This is a genomic window from Streptomyces sp. NPDC046727 (assembly GCF_040645635.1).
Taxonomy (GTDB): Bacteria; Actinomycetota; Actinomycetes; order Streptomycetales; family Streptomycetaceae; genus Streptomyces.
Genome location: NZ_JBEYYR010000027.1, coordinates 93,574 through 111,155 on the forward strand (window position 1 = coordinate 93,574; position 17,582 = coordinate 111,155).

15 protein-coding genes are annotated in these 17,582 nt (G+C 70.8%); 5 read left to right on the plus strand and 10 right to left on the minus strand.

The window, feature by feature from the left end; genetic code table 11:
- The first annotated feature begins 211 nt into the window (after nt 1–211).
- The 4 genes from ABZ937_RS28785 (at nt 212) to ABZ937_RS28800 (ending at nt 4,560) form a co-directional block, all read left to right on the plus strand.
- On the plus strand, nt 212–1,192 hold the full coding sequence (locus tag ABZ937_RS28785; RefSeq protein ID WP_361696241.1) for a tetratricopeptide repeat protein: 981 nt from the start codon (nt 212–214) through the stop codon (nt 1,190–1,192).
- 622 nt (nt 1,193–1,814) lie between these two features.
- Nucleotides 1,815–2,453: a DUF6230 family protein gene (locus ABZ937_RS28790; RefSeq protein WP_361696242.1), complete on the plus strand. Its 639-nt coding sequence runs from the start codon at nt 1,815–1,817 to the stop codon at nt 2,451–2,453.
- Between the two features lie 117 nt (nt 2,454–2,570).
- The gene (locus ABZ937_RS28795) at nt 2,571–3,164 is read left to right on the plus strand and encodes a DUF6114 domain-containing protein (RefSeq protein WP_361696243.1); all 594 of its coding nucleotides are present in this window, start codon (nt 2,571–2,573) and stop codon (nt 3,162–3,164) included.
- On the plus strand, nt 3,154–4,560 hold the full coding sequence (locus tag ABZ937_RS28800) for a hypothetical protein (RefSeq protein WP_361696244.1): 1,407 nt from the start codon (nt 3,154–3,156) through the stop codon (nt 4,558–4,560). Before ABZ937_RS28795 ends, ABZ937_RS28800 begins: the two co-directional genes overlap by 11 nt.
- A gap of 99 nt (nt 4,561–4,659) precedes the next feature.
- On the opposite strand, the gene pyk is transcribed toward ABZ937_RS28800, so the two are convergent.
- The 3 genes from pyk to pta all read right to left on the minus strand — a co-directional run bounded on the left by pyk (nt 4,660) and on the right by pta (nt 9,470).
- Entirely contained in the window at nt 4,660–6,087 is a 1,428-nt protein-coding gene (pyk, locus tag ABZ937_RS28805) for a pyruvate kinase (RefSeq protein ID WP_361696245.1), read from the minus strand.
- An 84-nt stretch (nt 6,088–6,171) separates the two neighbouring features.
- A complete protein-coding gene (locus ABZ937_RS28810; protein ID WP_361696246.1) occupies nt 6,172–7,383 on the minus strand; it encodes an acetate kinase in 1,212 nt (403 codons plus the stop codon).
- Nucleotides 7,380–9,470 (minus strand): phosphate acetyltransferase, encoded by a 2,091-nt coding sequence (gene pta / locus ABZ937_RS28815; protein ID WP_361696247.1) that lies wholly within the window; start codon nt 9,468–9,470, stop codon nt 7,380–7,382. Before pta ends, ABZ937_RS28810 begins: the two co-directional genes overlap by 4 nt.
- A 192-nt stretch (nt 9,471–9,662) precedes the next feature.
- On the opposite strand from pta, the gene ABZ937_RS28820 reads away from it, so the two are divergent.
- Nucleotides 9,663–10,688 carry an ATP-dependent 6-phosphofructokinase gene (locus tag ABZ937_RS28820; protein ID WP_361696248.1) on the plus strand — a complete coding sequence of 342 codons (1,026 nt, stop codon included), beginning with the start codon at nt 9,663–9,665 and terminating at the stop codon, nt 10,686–10,688.
- Here ABZ937_RS28820 and ABZ937_RS28825 read toward each other — a convergent pair.
- From ABZ937_RS28825 to ABZ937_RS28855, 7 genes are all read right to left on the minus strand, one after another.
- The gene (locus ABZ937_RS28825; protein ID WP_361696249.1) at nt 10,685–11,374 is read right to left on the minus strand and encodes a helix-turn-helix transcriptional regulator; all 690 of its coding nucleotides are present in this window, start codon (nt 11,372–11,374) and stop codon (nt 10,685–10,687) included. The genes ABZ937_RS28820 and ABZ937_RS28825 overlap by 4 nt on opposite strands.
- 139 nt (nt 11,375–11,513) lie before the next feature.
- Nucleotides 11,514–12,341 carry a carbohydrate ABC transporter permease gene (locus ABZ937_RS28830; RefSeq protein ID WP_361696250.1) on the minus strand — a complete coding sequence of 276 codons (828 nt, stop codon included), beginning with the start codon at nt 12,339–12,341 and terminating at the stop codon, nt 11,514–11,516.
- 7 nt (nt 12,342–12,348) lie between these two features.
- A complete protein-coding gene (locus tag ABZ937_RS28835) occupies nt 12,349–13,212 on the minus strand; it encodes a sugar ABC transporter permease (protein ID WP_361696251.1) in 864 nt (287 codons plus the stop codon).
- Nucleotides 13,209–14,582: an extracellular solute-binding protein gene (locus ABZ937_RS28840; RefSeq protein ID WP_361696252.1), complete on the minus strand. Its 1,374-nt coding sequence runs from the start codon at nt 14,580–14,582 to the stop codon at nt 13,209–13,211. The genes ABZ937_RS28835 and ABZ937_RS28840 overlap by 4 nt, the downstream gene beginning before the upstream one ends.
- A gap of 68 nt (nt 14,583–14,650) precedes the next feature.
- Complete coding sequence (locus tag ABZ937_RS28845; protein ID WP_361696253.1) at nt 14,651–16,558, minus strand: tetratricopeptide repeat protein; 1,908 nt, start codon at nt 16,556–16,558, stop codon at nt 14,651–14,653.
- A 17-nt stretch (nt 16,559–16,575) separates the two neighbouring features.
- A complete protein-coding gene (locus ABZ937_RS28850; RefSeq protein ID WP_361696254.1) occupies nt 16,576–16,701 on the minus strand; it encodes a hypothetical protein in 126 nt (41 codons plus the stop codon).
- 19 nt (nt 16,702–16,720) lie between these two features.
- The gene (locus tag ABZ937_RS28855; protein WP_361696255.1) at nt 16,721–17,575 is read right to left on the minus strand and encodes a 5'-methylthioadenosine/S-adenosylhomocysteine nucleosidase; all 855 of its coding nucleotides are present in this window, start codon (nt 17,573–17,575) and stop codon (nt 16,721–16,723) included.
- Between the last annotated feature and the right edge of the window lie 7 nt (nt 17,576–17,582).

Genomic DNA, 17,582 nt, shown 5'->3' on the forward strand with positions numbered 1-17,582 from the left:
CCGGCGGGATCTGTGCGGTCGTGAGGGAGATCACCGGGGTGTGGTGTCGCGAGGTGCCCTTCTGGCATTACGCTACGGGTCGTAGCGAAAGCTCGTGAGGGACGTACGCGAGCGACGAGCGTCAGGCGTGGGGTGGGGACCCGGCGCCGCCATCACTCATTCACGCACACCGTTTTTTCACTCAGGCACGGGATCGGGGGAGGATAGACGCATGCAGCCACGGAACATGTCCATGAGCGGCGTCGTCGACCTCGCCGCGGTGAAGGCGGCCCAGGAGGCCAAGGCCAAGGCCGAGCAGGCGCGCGCCGAAGCCGCCCGGCAGGGCGGGACGGCGGCCGTCTCCCCGGCCGATCTCGTCATCGATGTCGATGAAGCCGGATTCGAGCGCGATGTCCTGCAGCGCTCCGCCGAAGTCCCCGTCGTCATCGACTTCTGGGCCGAGTGGTGCCAGCCCTGCAAGCAGCTGAGCCCGATCCTGGAGCGGCTGGCCGTCGCGTACGACGGGCGCATCCTGCTCGCCAAGATCGACGTCGACGCCAACCAGATGCTGATGCAGCAGTTCGGGATCCAGGGGATTCCGGCCGTCTTCGCCGTCGTCGCGGGCCAGGCGCTGCCGCTCTTCCAGGGGGCGGCCGGCGAGGAGCAGATCCGGCAGACCCTGGACCAGCTGGTGCAGGTGGCCGAGCAGCGCTTCGGGATCACCGGTCTGACCGTCGACCCGGACGCCGAGCCGGGCGGTGCCGCGGGTGCCGCCGGTGCCGGGGCGCCCGAGGGCCCGTACGACGCGGCGCTGAACGCGGCCGCGCAGGCGCTGGACGCCGGCGACCTGGGCGGGGCCGTCCGGGCGTACCAGAACGTGCTGGCCGACGACCCGGCGCACCCGGAGGCCAAGCTGGGTCTGGCGCAGGCCGAGTTGCTCCAGCGGGTGCAGGGCATGGACCCGCAGAAGGTGCGCCAGGAGGCCGCCGAGAAGCCGAAGGACGCCCAGGCGCAGATCGCCGCCGCCGATCTGGACCTGGTGGGCGGCCATGTCGAGGACGCCTTCGGCCGGCTGATCGAGACCGTGCAGCGCACGGCGGGTGACGACCGGGATGCCGTACGGCTCCGGCTGCTGGAGCTGTTCGAGGTCGTGGGTCCGGACGACCCACGGGTGGTGGGGGCGCGCAGGGCGCTCGCGCGCGCCCTGTTCTGACCAGTCGCTAAACGCCACGGCTTGTGATGCCGGGGTGAAAGATTCGCCGACAGGGCGTCACGGTGGCCGCGCTTTACCAAATCTTGGTAATCGCGGTCACTGTTACTCCGAGTAAATCGAGGCCGTTGGTCTGTCTGGTTTCGTCCAGGGATCAACGGCTTTGCTCTGCCCAGTGATGCCACCGAGCGTCGCACTCCGAGACCGGGCGGTCGTCCTCCGGTTATCCCGCCGTTACTAGCCGGTAACGAACCCCCTTGTGCCCAAGGCGAGAATGCACCACGATCGGCGACGCTCGGTCCATTCCCGCACCCCGACACCCGGTCGGGTCGCGGGGACTCTGGGTCCCCACCGAGCAGAGCCGGCGGCAGTGGCGCCGGGTCTAGGGCAGGGGGGTCTTCGCCGGCCGGCGAAGCCTGTCCAGCAAGGTTGTGCGTGATGCGTGTCAGGCGCGACCAGTGGTTGTCGCTCGGGGGTGATCGCCGGTGATTCGGGCGCGGTTCGTGCCGCCGAGCGCAGGCGCTCTCCTTCCCGAGGACGTAGCACTTCTCCCATCCCTGCCCGGCTGAGCCGCCTGTTCGGGGCCGTTCCGGGCCAGGAGATGTACGTCCGAGAAGGAGGAAATATGGAGTCCCAGGTGCGTGGCGGGACCAGATGGAAGCGGTTCGCTGTGGTCATGGTGCCCAGCGTGGCCGCCACGGCGTGTATAGGTGTCGCCCTCGCGCAGGGTGCTCTCGCCGCCTCGTTCAGCGTGTCCGGCCAGTCGTTCAAGGTGTCCGCCGACCAGCTCGTCGGCACCGGGTTCGAGCAGTACGGCGCCATCGACAGCGGCTACACGATGGACGGCAAGAAGACGGCGCACCCGGTGGCCGTCTCCGCGTTCAAGCACGCCGAGATCACCAACCTGTGCCAGTCCGTGGTCACGCCGGACGTGCCGATCTTCGGCAACGTCAGCCTGATCCTGCGGGCCGGCGGCGAGGGCCACGACAAGGTCCAGGCCGACAACATCTACATCGACGTTGCCGACCTCCAGGCCGACGCGACGTTCGACAACATCGACATCGGTGTGGCCGCCAAGGACGCCTCCAAGGGTCCCGGCATGAAGGGCGGCGGCGAGCAGGCCAACCCCTTCGGCTTCGCGCAGCAGGCCGACAAGGCCACGCTGGTCGGCGTGAAGCAGACGGCGTGGGCGACCACGGCCGGCACCTTCAAGCTCAGCGGCCTGAAGATGTCGCTGTCGACGGGTGTCAAGGAGTGCTTCTAAGCACTCGCTGACGGGCGGGGGAGCCGGTGGCGCCCCCGCCCGTCCACTCTCCGGCCGCGTCCTCACACGCGGCACACATCACCACCACAGCAACGCCGCACCAGGGAGCTGTTTTCCATGAGCGCCGAGACTCCTGCCGCCGCACCTGGCCAGTTCACCCGCCGGAGGCTGCAGTTCCGCGCCTGGCGGGGCACGCGTCCTTTCTGGGCCGGTCTGTTCGTCATGCTCGGCGGCCTTCCGATCATGTACTTCCCGTACGCCCATCTCCAGCTCGGGCATCTGACGCTGGCGATGTCGACCACCGCGGGAGCCGGATCCCTGATCATCGGTGTGCTGCTCATCGTCCTGGGCATCAGCCTCTGGTTCCAGAAGCACGTACGGACCTTCGCCGGCGTCGCCGCGATCCTGCTCGCGCTGGTGTCCATCCCTGTGGCCAACTTCGGCGGCTTCGTCATGGGCTTCCTGCTCGCCCTGATCGGTGGGGCGCTGGCCGTGGCCTGGGCGCCGGGCGCGCCTCCGCAGCCGCAGCCGCCGGCCGAGGCGGCCCCGGGCGAGGGCGGTGCCCCCGAGGCGGCCCCGGTGCCGCACCAGGGCACGGACCCGGTGACCGACGGTGGTGGCACCTCCCACCCCTACAAGACGCCGTGGGAGAACGACCTGTCAGGAACGAGCCCGGCCAACGGGGCGAACGGGAGGCACAGTGCCGGCTGACGAGGTGACCCGCGGGACCGACGTGGACGGGTCCCGCGCGAGAACCGGGCCCCGCCACGCGGCCCCCAGGAAGCAGCTGTTCACCAGGTTCCACATGCCGGCCGGCAAGGCGATAGCCTCCGTGGCGATGCCCACGGCGGTCCTCATGGGCATGGGCTTCACGTCCACGCTCGCCCTGGCCGACAACAACGGCACCCCGTCCCCCTCGTCGTCCGCCAAGAGCCTGACGGCCGACGAGTACAAGGACTGCGTGAAGGCGCTGGACGACGACAAGGACCCCTCGTCCTCGCCGTCTCCGTCCGCGTCCGACTCGGCCACGCCGTCGCCCTCGGCGAGCGACGACGGCAAGGACGCGCAGGACACCACGGGCAAGGACAGCACGGGCAAGGACAGCACGGGCGGCACCTCTTCGTCGGATTCAGGTTCCGGCGACAAGGCCACGCCCGAGCCGACCGCGACCTCGGGATCCTCCGACCCGGGCTCCGGCTCCGGTTCGTCGGACTCGGGCTCGGGCCCGGCCTCCGGCGGCGACACGGCCACGCCGACGCCGTCGGAGACCCAGGGCGGCGGCGGTGTCCTCGACACCATCGGCGACACGGTCGGTGACATCCTCACCGGCGGGGACAAGGACTCCGGCACGTCGACGGCGACCCCCGCCCCGACGCCGTCCCAGTCGTCGTCCGGCACGGACCGGTCGTCGTCCGGCACGGACACCCCGGCCGACGCCGGCAAGGACGCGGGCGACAGCGCCTCCGACACCGTGAAGGACACGGCGAAGAAGGCCACGGACACGGTCAAGGACACCGCCGGGGACGCCACGGACACGGCCTCCAAGACGGCCCAGGACGCCACCCCGGCGGCCGGGGACGCGACCGCGTCGGCCACGCCGAGCCCGTCCGCGAGCGAGTCCGCCTCCGCCGAGGACTGCCCGGTGGCCACGGACGACAAGGGCGGCGTCGACAACAAGGTGCCGGTGGCGGACGACCCCTGGTACCTGAACGCCAGCTCCCTGCTTCTCAAGGGCGCCGACTACCAGGGCATCGTCGAGGTGAAGACGGCGAACGGCACCACGAAGAAGGTGCTGAAGTACGTCATCTCCGGCGGCACCGACATCGGTGACCTGCACCAGACGGTGAACGACAAGCAGGCGAACAAGACGTACCACGTCCAGGCGGCCAAGGGCTCGACGTCCACCATCACCGGCGGCGACACGGTGATGTACACGGAGAGCATCTCGGGCAACCTGTTCGGGCTGATCCCGGTGACGTTCAGCCCCGACAGCCCGCCCCCGCTGAACATCCCGCTGATCTACTTCACCAACGTCAAGGTGGTCCAGGCGGCGCAGTTCGGCGGCAACCTGCACGTGCCCGGCATGCACGTGTACACGACCGACTGAGCGGTCGCACAAGCCAGTTCGGGAGCCGCAACACACTGAGGGCGCCCCCTGTCTCACAGGGGGCGCCCTCAGTGCCGTACAAGGCCCTTGCGGGACCCGTCAGTTGCTCTGGCCGCCCAGGTGGTGGACGCGGAGCATGTTGGTGGTGCCGGGGACCCCGGGGGGCGAGCCGGCGGTGATGATGACGGTGTCGCCCGCGGCGAAGCGGCTCAGCCGGGCGATCTCCTGGTCCACCAGGTCGACCATCTCGTCCGTGGTGTTCACGAACGGCACGACGTGCGACTCCACGCCCCAGCTGAGGGTGAGCTGGTTGCGGGTGCCCTCGTCCGTGGTGAAGGCGATGATCGGCTGGGTCGCGCGGTAGCGGGACAGCCGGCGCGCCGTGTCACCGGACTGCGTGAAGGCGATCAGGCCCTTGCCGCCGAGGAAGTCGGCGATCTCGCAGGCCGCGCGGGCCACCGAACCGCCCTGCGTGCGCGGCTTCTTGCCCGGCACCAGCGGCTGCAGGCCCTTGGAGAGCAGCTCCTGCTCGGCCGCGGCGACGATCTTCGACATGGTCTTGACCGTCTCGACCGGGTAGGCGCCCACGCTCGACTCGGCGGACAGCATGACCGCGTCGGCGCCGTCCAGGATCGCGTTGGCGACGTCGGAGGCCTCGGCGCGGGTCGGGCGGGAGTTGGTGATCATCGACTCCATCATCTGGGTCGCCACGATCACCGGCTTGGCGTTGCGCCGGCACATCTCCACCAGGCGCTTCTGCACCATGGGGACCTTCTCCAGCGGGTACTCGACGGCGAGGTCACCGCGGGCCACCATGACGGCGTCGAACGCCGCGACGACCTCCTCCATGTTCTCGACCGCCTGCGGCTTCTCCACCTTGGCGATCACCGGGACCCGGCGGCCCTCCTCGTCCATCACGCGGTGGACGTCCTGCACGTCCTTGGCGTCCCGGACGAAGGACAGCGCGACCATGTCGCAGCCCATGCGGAGGGCGAAGCGCAGGTCCTCGATGTCCTTCTCGCTCAGCGCGGGCACGTTGACGGCCGCGCCGGGCAGGTTGATGCCCTTGTGGTCGGAGACGACACCGCCCTCGATGACGATCGTCTTCACCCGCGGGCCCTCGACGTCCAGGACCTTCAGCTCGACGTTGCCGTCGTTGATCAGGACCTGGTCGCCGCGCGAGACGTCGCCCGGCAGCCCCTTGTACGTCGTACCGCAGATGTGCTTGTCGCCCGGCACGTCCTCGGTCGTGATGACGAACTCGTCACCGCGCTCCAGCTCGACCGGACCCTCGGCGAAGGTCTCCAGACGGATCTTCGGGCCCTGCAGGTCGGCGAGGACGCCGATGGGACGGCCGGTCTCCTTGGAGGCGGCCCGGACGCGGTCGTACCGCGCCTGGTGCTCGGCGTGGGTGCCGTGGCTGAAGTTGAACCGGGCCACATTCATGCCCGCCTCGATCATGGCGACGAGCATCTCGTGGGAGTCGACCGCGGGGCCGAGAGTACAGACGATTTTCGAACGGCGCATGGGGCGATCCTATCGGTTTGTTTCGCTACGGAATATTCCGTCTGGCGGAAGATACAAATGAGTGCCACACCGCTCAGGTGCTATTCAGTTGTTCTTTCCGACCAGTGCGTAGGTCTGCGTCGCGATCTCCAGTTCCTCATCCGTCGGCACCACGGCGACCGCCACCCGGGCGGACTCCGGCGAAATCAGCCGCGGCTCGCGGCCGCGTACGGCGTTGCGCTCCGGGTCGACCGCGAGGCCCAGGCCCTCCAGGCCCGCGATCGCCGCCTCCCGCACCGGTGCCGCGTTCTCGCCGACGCCGGCGGTGAAGGCCACCGCGTCCACCGTGCCGAGCACGGCGTAATAGGCGCCGATGTACTTCTTGAGCCGGTGAATGTAAATGTCGAACGCGAGCGCGGCCTCTTCGTCCCCCTCGTCGATCCGGCGGCGGATCTCCCGCATGTCGTTGTCCCCGCACAGACCGAACAGGCCGCTCCTCTTGTTCAGAAGAGTGTCGATCTCGTCCATGGACATATCCCCAACCCGTGCCAAATGGAAGATGACGGCCGGGTCCAGATCACCGGAGCGCGTACCCATCACGAGTCCCTCAAGCGGCGTCAGCCCCATCGAGGTGTCCACGCACCGGCCCTTCTCGACCGCGGAGGCCGAGGCGCCGTTGCCCAGGTGCAGCACGATCACGTTGACCTCGGACGGGTCCTTGCCCAGCAGCCGCGCGGTCTCGCGGGAGACGTAGGCGTGCGAGGTGCCGTGGAAGCCGTAGCGGCGGATCCGGTGCCGGTCGGCGATCTTCGGGTCGATCGCGTAGCGCGCCGCCGACTCCGGCATCGTCGTGTGGAACGCCGTGTCGAAGACGGCGACCTGGGGCAGGTCGGGGCGGAGCGCCTGCGCGGTGCGGATGCCGGTGAGGTTGGCCGGGTTGTGCAGCGGGGCGACCGGGATCAGCCGCTCGATCTCGGTGAGCACCTCGTCGTCGATGACGGTGGGCTCGGTGAAGAACAGCCCGCCGTGCACCACCCGGTGCCCGATCGCGGCCAGCTCGGGGGAGTCGAGGCCCAGGCCGTCCCGGCCCAGCTCCTCGGCGACCGCCTTCAGGGCGGCGTCGTGGTCGGCGATCGGACCGGTGTGCTCGCGGGTGTCGCCGCCGGTGAGGCAGGTGTGCTCGATCCGGGAGGTCTGCTCGCCGATGCGCTCGACCAGGCCCATCGCGAGCCGGCTGCTGTCCCGCATGTCCAGCAGCTGGTACTTCACCGACGAGGAGCCGGAGTTGAGGACGAGGACACGGGTGGGGGAGCTCACTGCTGGGACGCCTTCTCGTTGAGGTGCTGGGCCTGGATCGCCGTGATGGCGACGGTGGTGACGATGTCCTGGACGAGCGCGCCCCGGGACAGGTCGTTGACGGGCTTGCGCAGACCCTGCAGGACCGGGCCGACGGCGATCGCGCCGGCCGAGCGCTGCACGGCCTTGTAGGTGTTGTTGCCGGTGTTGAGGTCGGGGAAGATCAGCACGCTGGCCTGCCCGGCGACCTCGGAGTCGGGCAGCTTGGTCGCGGCCACGGACGGCTCCACGGCCGCGTCGTACTGGATCGGGCCCTCGATCTTCAGGTCGGGCCGGCGCGAGCGCGCCAGCTCGGTCGCCTCGCGCACCTTGTCGACGTCGGCGCCCGAACCGGACGTACCGGTGGAGTACGACAGCATCGCGATCCGCGGCTCCACGCCGAACTGCGCGGCCGTACCCGCCGACTGGATGGCGATGTCGGCCAGCTGCTGGGCGTTCGGGTCCGGGTTGACCGCGCAGTCGCCGTAGACCAGCACCTTGTCGGCCAGGCACATGAAGAAGACGGACGAGACGATCGAGGAGTCCGGCCTGGTCTTGATGATCTCGAAGGCGGGCCGGATGGTGGCGGCCGTGGAGTGCACCGAGCCGGACACCATGCCGTCGGCCAGGCCCTCCTGCACCATCAGGGTGCCGAAGTAGTTGACGTCCGACACGACGTCGTAGGCGAGTTCGACCGTGACGCCCTTGTGGGCGCGCAGGGCCGCGTACTTCTCGGCGAAGGAGTCGCGCAGTTCGGAGGTGGCCGGGTCGATCAGTTGGCAGTCACCGAGGTCGATGCCCAGGTCGGCGGCCTTCTTGCGGATCCGGTCCTCCGGCCCGAGCAGGGTCAGGTCGCACACGCCCCGGCGCAGCAGCACCTCGGCCGCGTGCAGCACCCGCTCCTCGGTGCCCTCCGGGAGCACGACCCGCCGCCGGTCGGAGCGGGCCCGCTCCAGCAGCTTGTGCTCGAACATCATCGGGGTGACGCGGTCGCTGCTCGGCGCCGAGACCCGGCGGGCCAGGCCGGCGGTGTCGGCGTACCGCTCGAAGAGGCCGAGCGCGGTCTCCGCCTTGCGCGGGGTGGCCGCGTTCAGCTTGCCCTCCATGGAGAACAGCTGCTCGGCGGTGGGGAAGCTGTTGCCGGACACCGAGATCACCGGGGTGCCCGGGGCGAGGCGGGCGGCGAGGGTGAGGATCTCCTCGCTCGGCACCTCGTTCAGGGTGAGGAGCACGCCGGCTATCGGCGGGGTGCCGGCGCTGTGCGCGGCGAGCGAGCCGACGACCAGGTCGGCGCGGTCCCCGGGGGTGACGACCAGGCAGCCCGGGGTCAGGGCGCCGAGGAAGTTCGGCAGCATGGCACCGCCGAAGACGAAGCCGAGCGCGTCCCGGGCGAGCCCGGAGTCGTCGCCGAGCAGCACCTTGGCGTCGAGGGCGTGGGCGATCTGCGCGACGGTCGGAGCGGACAGCGCGGGCTCGTCGGGCAGCACGTACGTGGGCACCGGCAGGCGGTTCGCGAGCCGCTCGGCGAGCTCGTCGCGGTCCTGGCGGGCCACCCGGTTGGCGACCATGGCGAGGACGTCGCAGCCCAGGCCGTCGTAGGCGCGGTAGGCGTTGCGGGTCTCGGCGAGCACGGACTCGGCGGTCTGCTTGCGGCCCCCCACCACCGGGATCACCGAGGCGCCGAACTCGTTGGCGAGCCGGGCGTTGAGGGACAGCTCGTCCGGCAGCTGGGTGTCGGCGAAGTCGGTGCCGAGGACCAGGACGACGTCGTAGTCGCGGGCCACCAGGTGGAAGCGGTCGACGAGGGTGGCGACCAGCTCGTCGGTGCCCTGCTCGGCCTGGAGCGCGGACGCCTCGTGGTAGTCCATGCCGTAGACCGTCGCCGGGTCCTGGGAGAGGCGGTACCGGGAGCGCAGCAGCTCGAACATCCGATCGGGTCGATCGTGTACGAGCGGGCGGAAGACGCCCACCCGGTCGACCTGCCGGGTCAGGAGCTCCATGACTCCCAGCTCAACGACCTGGCGGCCGTCACCGCGGTCGATCCCGGTCACGTACACGCTGCGCGTCACGTGTCCACTCCGTTCCTCATGTCGCTTCTGTCGCCTCTGTGGCATAAAAATCGCTCACCAAGGTGAGCAGGACCCTCTTGACAATACCCCTGCTGCCGGATAAGGCGCCCGTCAGGACTTCACCGGTCCGGCGGACGTGAAAGAATCGGCAGTGGCTCACCGGCACCGACAGCGAGCAGGAGACACAGCACGATGCGCATCGGAGTTCTCACCGCAGGCGGCGACTGCCCCGGCCTGAACGCCGTGATCCGCTCGGTCGTGCACCGGGCGGTGGCGCAGTACGGCGACGAGGTCATCGGCTTCGAGGACGGCTACCGGGGTCTGCTGGACCGTCACTACCGCACCCTCGACCTGGACGCGGTCAGCGGCATCCTGGCCCGCGGCGGCACCATCCTCGGCTCCTCCCGCCTCGAGCGCGACCGGCTGCGCGAGGCCTGCGAGGGCGCGGCCGACATGGTCGAGGAGTTCGGCATCGACGCGCTGATCCCGATCGGCGGCGAGGGCACGCTCACCGCGGCCCGCATGCTCTCCGACGCCGGCCTCCCGGTCGTCGGCGTGCCCAAGACCATCGACAACGACATCTCCTCCACCGACCGCACCTTCGGTTTCGACACCGCCGTCGGCGTGGCCACCGAGGCGATGGACCGGCTGAAGACCACCGCCGAGTCCCACCAGCGGGTGATGGTCGTCGAGGTCATGGGCCGGCACGCCGGCTGGATCGCCCTGGAGTCCGGCATGGCCGCCGGCGCCCACGGCATCTGCCTGCCCGAGCGGCCCTTCGACCCCGCCGACCTGGTCAAGATGGTCGAGGAGCGCTTCGCCCGCGGCAAGAAGTTCGCCGTCGTCTGCGTCGCCGAGGGCGCCCACCCCGCCGAGGGCACCATGGACTACGGCAAGGGCGAGATCGACCAGTACGGCCACGAGCGCTTCCAGGGCATCGGCACCGCCCTCGCCTACGAGCTGGAGCGGCGCCTCGGCAAGGAGGCCAAGCCGGTCATCCTCGGCCACGTCCAGCGCGGCGGCGTGCCCACCGCCTACGACCGTGTCCTCGCCACCCGCTTCGGCTGGCACGCCGTCGAGGCCGCGCACCGCGGCGAGTTCGGCCGGATGACCGCGCTGCGCGGCACCGACATCGTGATGGTGCCGCTCGCGGAGGCGGTCACCGAGCTGAAGACGGTGCCGAAGGACCGGATGGACGAGGCCGAGTCGGTCTTCTAGCCGTTCCGGCTCTCGACGGCCGCCCAGAAGTTCTCCACGATCCGGTCGAGGAAATCCCGCCCGGACTCACTGGCACTGCTGTTGCCGCCGCCCCAGCTGAGGGTGGCGGCCATGTGCCCCTGGTAGTCCTGGTGCAGCTCCTGCAGGACGCCCTCCAGGACGGCCTTGTCCAGGGGCGCCACCTTCGTCACCGGCCGCACATAGGCCTGCCAGCGGGTGGTCACCGCGCTGTGCAGCAGCTCGGCCAGCTTCGCCTCGCGGCCGGTGACGGCGACGAAGTCGGGCAGGGCGAGGTCCAGGATCCGGGCGAGCGCGGCCGACTGGCGCTCGTTGCCCTTCCACTGCCCGCTCTCCTCCGCCCGCAGATACGCGCGCAGGTCCATGCCGACGGCGTGGGCGACGTCCTCGGGCGCGACGGCACGGGCGATGCGGTGTTCGCGCAGGGTCTGCGGGCGGCCGAGGAGTTCGCCCGGAGAGCACCACAGTACGCCCGCGAGAGCGGTCAGTTCCGGGCTGCTCGGGGCGGCGGCACCGCGTTCCCAGGCGATCACCAGATCGGGTGTGACATACGGCAGCCCGTACGAGGCCCGCATGCCGTAGGCGACGTGCTCGGGTCCCATGCCGAGCGCGGCGCGCAGCCGGCGGGCCGCCGGGGCGTTGAACGGAGGAGCTGAGGGTTGGCGCACCCGGCACAAGCTAGGCGCGCGCCGGGCCGGTGACTACGGTCGGTTCCGCCGAGATCACGGATCGTAGGAACGTACGGGTTGATCGCGCAGAGTGAAGTGACACTCGGTGTCACCCCTTGTGGCCTGGTGCTACCTCGTGTCACCCCTTCACCGCACCGCCCAGCGCGAACCCGCCGCCCAGCCGCCGTGCCACCAGAACATACAAAAGGATCACCGGCGTCGAATAGACCACGGAGAACGCGGCGAGCTGGCCGTAGGCCACCATGCCCCGGTTGCCGAAGAAGTCGTTGATGCTGACCGAGGCCGGCAGCTGGTCCGGGGTGAGCAGCAGCATGAACGGGACGAAGAAGTTCCCCCACATCATCACGAACGAGAACACGGTGACGACCGCGACGCCCGGACCCATCAGCGGCAGCACGATCCGGACCAGGGACTGCGGCGCCGAGGCCCCGTCCGTCCAGGCCGCCTCCTCCAGCTCCCGCGGCACGCCGTCCATGAAGTTCTTCATCAGCCAGATGGCGAACGGCAGCTGGGAGGCGGCGAAGAAGCAGATCGTGCCCTGGAGGGTGTCGATCAGGTTCACCCGGACGAACAGCGCGTACACCGGCACCATGACCGCCGTGATGGGCAGGCTCGTCGCGAACAGGACGGTCAGCAGGAACGGCCGGTTCAGCCGGGACCGGAACCGGGACAGCGGATACGCGGCGAGGGCGGCGCAGACCACGGTCAGCGCGGTGCCGCCCCCGCACAGGATCAGGCTGTTGAGCAGCGGGGTGTAGGTGATGTCCGGGGTCAGGATCGCGCGGAAGTTGTCCAGGGTGACCCCGTCCGGGACGCCGACCCGCAGCCCGGCGTGCGGGTCCACGGCGGACAGCAGCACCCAGGCGAGGGGCAGCGCGAAGGCCACGGCCACGGCGAGCAGCGAGACGTCGGCGGCCAGCCGCCGGGAGGAGCGCTTGCGGGGCATGCCGGTGTCACACCTCCGTCCGCAGCAGACGCAGATAGACGACGGAGAACAGGGAGCCGACGAGCAGCAGGAGCAGGGCGACCGCGGTGCCGTACCCGATCATGCTGTTCTGGAAGGCCTGCTCGTACATGAACAGCGGCAGGGTCTGGCTCCTGCCGCCGGGCCCGCCCCGGGTCATCACCCAGATCAGCCCGAAGACGGAGAGCGTCTGGAGGGTGTTGAGCATGAGGTTGGTGCCGATGGAGCGGCGGATCATCGGCAGCGTGATGTGCCACAGCCGCCGCCACCCGCCGGCCCCGTCCACCTCCGCGGCCTCCGTGATCTCGGCCGGGATCTCGTCGAGCGCCGCCGAGTAGACCAGCATCGAGAACGCCGTGCCGCGCCAGACGTTGGCGAAGGACACGGCGAGGATGGGCAGGGTGAACAACCAGTTCTGCCGGGGCAGTCGCAGCCAGTCCAGGATCGCGTTCAGGGTGCCCTCGCGCCGGAAGAACGCGTAGAGCAGGAAGCCGGCGACGACCTCCGGCAGCACCCACGCGGTGACGACGATCCCGCCGGTGAGGGTACGGACCGGCTTCGAGGCGCGCTTCATCAGCGCCGCCAGGGCGAGCCCCAGGGTGTTCTGCCCGACGAGCGAGGACAGCACGGTGAAGACCAGGGTCAGCCAGACGGCGTTCAGGAACGCGTCGTCCTCGAAGGCCCGGCGGAAGTTGGCGAGGCCGACGAAGGAGGAGTGGGCCTGGCCGGTCAGCTGGAGGTCGGTGAAGGCGATCCAGACGCAGTACGCGATCGGGCCGGCGAGGAAGAGCAGGATCAGGGCGACGGCGGGGGCGAGGGGGAGGGCCCGGGCGAGCCGGCGGTGGCGCCTCACCTCTGGACCACTTGGCCGCCGGTGACGTCCCCCAGCGCCGAGTCGTACGTCCTCGCCGCCTCCTGCGGGGACGCGTCGCCGGTCGTCACGCTCTCCATCGCCTCCTGGACGGCGGTCGACACCTTCGGGTACGCCGGGTAGGCGGGCCGGTAGTGGGTGCTGGAGACCAGGTCGGTGAAGAACTTGGTACCGGGCTGGGCGGTGGCGTACGAGCGGTCGGCGGCGACGTCCTCGCGGACCGAGATGCCGGAGTTGGCGATGTACCACTTCTTGGCGTTCGCCTCGGTCTGCATCACCTTGACGAAGTCGAAGGCGAGGTCGGGGTTGCCGGCCTTGGCCGGGATCGACCAGGTCCAGCCGCCGGACATGCTCACCTTGCCGGGCGCCTGACCGTCCTTGGTCGGCATGGCGGCGAGCCCCAGCCGCTCGGACCAGTCGGGCCACTCGTGGCCGCTGCCCGGGAGCCAGGCCTGCGGCAGCCAGGAGCCGTCGAGGTCGATGCCGAGCTTGCCCTGGGGGAGCAGTTCGCCCATGACGGTGGTGGCGAAGTTGGGATCGAGGGCGTCGGAGACGTCGGGGCCGAGCTTCTCCTCGAAGACGGTCTCGACGAAGGCCAGCGCGTCCGTGAACCCCTGGTTCCCGGCGATCCACTTCTTGCTGCCGCTGTCGTACAGGGGATCGGAGGTTCCGTCGCCGGTGCCGTAGAGCAGCATCTCCATGCCCTGCATGGTGGCCCGCTCACCGGCCGGCTTGCCGGTGTAGACGTTGAGCGGGATGACGCCGGGGACCTTCCGTTTGATGGTGCGGGCGGCGGCGAGCACGTCGTCCCAGGTCCTCGGCCGCCAGTCCATCGGCAGCCCGGCCTTCTTGAACACCCGCCTGTCGAACCAGAGTCCGCGCGTGTCGGTGCCGTCCGGAACGCCGTACGTCTTCCCGTCCTGCCCCCGGGCCGCCGCCTTCGCCGTGTCGATGAACCGGTTCCAGTCCGGCCACTTGGCGAGGTACGCGTCGAGGGGCTTCAGGTATCCGCTGGTGATGTCGGAGTTGATGAGGAAGGTGTCCTCGTAGACCAGGTCCGGGGCGGTCCGCGGGGAGCGGAGCATCTGCTGCAGCTTGGTGTAGTACTCCGAGTCCGGCGCCTTGATCGGCACGAACTCGACCTTCTTGCCGGGGTACTTCTCCTCGAACTGCTTCTTCATGCCGGCGAGGTAGGTGTCCATCACCTTGACGGAGTTGTCGGTGCTCTGCTTGTACGACACCTTGATCGTGTCCGGGCTGCTTCCGGAGCCGCTGCCGCAGGCGGTGAGAGCCGTGGCGGCGAGGGCGGCGGTGAGGAGGGCGGAGAGGACGGCGGTGGGGCGCACGGGCATGACCTCCTGAGCACACGTGGGGGTGGCGCGGAGATTGCTGCCGTGTGAAGGTAAGAGGAGTGGTCTAGTCAGGTCAATGCGTCTGCGCGGGATTGGCAGGCGGCGGCCTCCGCGGGGGCGCGGGCCCGGGTGTAGGCGGCCGCGGCCTCGAGGAAGGCGGCGCGGGCCCGGTCCGGGGCACCGGCGTTCGCATGGACCCGGGCCAGGTTGCTCAGGGTCAGCCCGGCGTCGTACCAGTTCTCGAACTCCCGCTCCAGTTCGAGTGCGTTGCCGTAGGCCTCGATCGCCTCCGCCGTCCGGCCGGCCACCTCCCAGGTGCGGGCCAGGTTGTTCCAGGCGATGCCCGCGCCGTGCAGATCACCGAGGGCCAGATAGAGGTCACGGGCCCGCACCTGGGCGTCGACCGCCTCCTCGGTGCGGCCCACGTCGTGCAGCGACAGGGCGATGTTGTTCCACTCGTCGGCCTCCTCCCTGGGGTTGCCCTCGTCCTGGTGCAGGGCGCGGGCCCGCAGATGGGCGTCGATCGCCTCCTGGGGCCGGCCGGCCCTGCGCAGGGCGTTGCCGAGGTGGCCCCACCGGACCGCCTCACCACTGCGGTCCCCGTCGGCCCGGCTCAGCTCCAGGGCGTGCAGATGGGCGTCGATCGCCTCCTCGGTACGGCCCAGGTTCCGCAGGGCCAGCCCCAGGTAGTCCCAGCCGACGGCCTCGCCCCGCCGGTCGCCGGTGCGGTGCGCGGCGTCCCGGGCGACCCCGGCGACGGTGAGCCAGTCGTCGAAGTAGCGCCGCCACTCCAGGTACTCGGCGAGGAACTCGGCCAGCGGCACCGACAGCCGCGCGTACCGCTCCTCGGCCGCCCACTGCACCGCCGCCACCAGCCCGGCCCGCTCCCGGTCCAGCCAGGCCAGCGCCCGGGGCCGGTCGGGGAAGAGTTCGGGCTCCGGCCGGCCCGGCAGCCAGCGCAGGCGGGCATTGGCCTGGCTCGCGCACATGACGTAGAACTCCAGCGCCCGCTCGCGTGCCGCCTCGCCCTCCTCCGTGAGGCCCGGCCGCGCCGCGACCACCCCGGCGGCGAAGGCTCGCACCAGGTCGTGGACCAGCCAGCGCGGGACGGTCTCCCCCTCGGCGCCGCGGACCCGGGTGACCAGACAGGTGGCGGCCAGGTCCTCCAGCAGCGAGAGCGCGGTCTCCCAGCCGACGTCGGCGAGGGCGGCCACCGTGGACGTGGCCGTCTCGGTGCCGGGGGCCAGGGCGAGCAGCCGCAGCAGCCGGGCCTGGTCGGCCGGCAGCCTGCGGTACGACGTCTCCAGCACCGGGCGCAGGATGAGCGAGCGGCCGTACTGGTCGGTGCCGCCGGGGACGCCGTCCAGGACGACCGTGCGATCGGCGGTCCTGCGGATGTCCCGCACCAGCGAGGCGATGGCCCGCGGGTGCCGGCGGCGCAGCATGGCGGCGGCGATCTGCAGGGCGAGCGGCAGATGACCGCAGAGTTCGGCAAGTTCGCCGAGCGCCTCCGGCTCCCGCGCCGGACGGTCGTCCCGCTCGTCGGCGTCCAGCAGGGCCCGCGTCACCAGGGCGACGGACTCGTCCGCGGCGAGCGGGTCGAGATCGATCCGCCGGACGGGCAGCGCGTCCGGCCGCTCCCGCGAGGTGACCAGCACCCGGTGGTGGTCCGTGCCCGGCAGCAGCGGCAGGAACTGGCGCGGGTCCGAGACGTTGTCCAGGATCAGCAGCGTCCGGTCCCGCCGTGCGGCGAGCAGGGCGCGGTAGGTGTCGTACTGGCCCGTCGCCGTCGCCGGCAGGTCCGGGCCGCGTATGCCGAGCGCGTCCAGCAGTGCCAGCACCGCCTGGTCGGCGGTGACCGGGTCGTCGTCGTACCCGCGCAGGTCCACGAAGAGCGCTCCGCCCGGGAACCAGCCCTTCCGGCACGCCCGGTGGGCCGCCTCCAGCGCCAGCGCCGTCTTGCCGATGCCGCCCATGCCGGTGAGCGCGGAGATCAGGACGGGTGGCGCGCTGTCGTTCTCGGAGCGGGCGCGAGGCAGGGCAGCAGGCGGTCCAGCGCCTCCGTACGGCCGGTGAAGCCGATGGGCCGGGGCGGCAGGGTGGCGCTGGCGCGCGGCACCGGCCCGTGGACCGTGCCCCTACCGCTGCTCTCCTCCGACCTGCTTCCCGATGACGGTCCCGTGGAAGACCCCGCCCCGGAACACGATCTGGTCGCCCCCGTGCCGTCCTTGGGGACCCTCCTCGGAGCCGGCGGAACCCCCGCCGCGGGGCAGGTGCTTGCGCAGCACCGCCACCGTCACCGAGGCCGCCTGCGCCGCCGCCCGCTGCTGCGAGCCGCCGGCGTCCGCCCGGGCCTTCTCCGCGTTCGCCCGGTCGCTGATGCCCCGGACGACGAGGGCGTCCAACTGCCCGCTGAAGTGCGCCGCGTTGGCGGCTCCGGACCCTTCCATCTCGATCGCCCCGGCGTCGTTGTAGTGCGTCTCGACGTGCCGTGCGACGGCGGACCCGGAGTCGGCCAGCACCACGTCACCGGTGGCGATCGGCGCGAAGTGCACCCGCACGTCCGCGAGGTCCCGCGCCGCCGAACGGGCCGCCTGCTCCAGCGCGTGCGAGCTGGGCAGGGCCTTGGGCCGGACCTTGAACCCCCGGTCGGTCTGCTTGCCGCTGTGGATCTCGTACACCTGGGTGCCGACCACCACATCGCCGATGTGGATGTCGTCCTTCAGGCTGCCGGCCACCCCCATGAAGAAGACGGCCTCGGGCTTCAGCCATTCGATGAGCTGGGTGGCGAGCGCCGCGGCCCGCTCGGCGCCCACCCCCAGCTCGCTGAGCGCGACCCGCCAGGGGCTGCCGGGCAGGCCGCCGATCTCGACGCGGGTCCCCTTGGGGTGGACGTGCTCCTCGCGGTCCTCGATGTACGGACGCACCGCCGCGTACTCCAACGCGAGCGCGGTCAGGACCAGAACAGTGGGTTGAGTCTCCGGCACACTCATAAGGTAC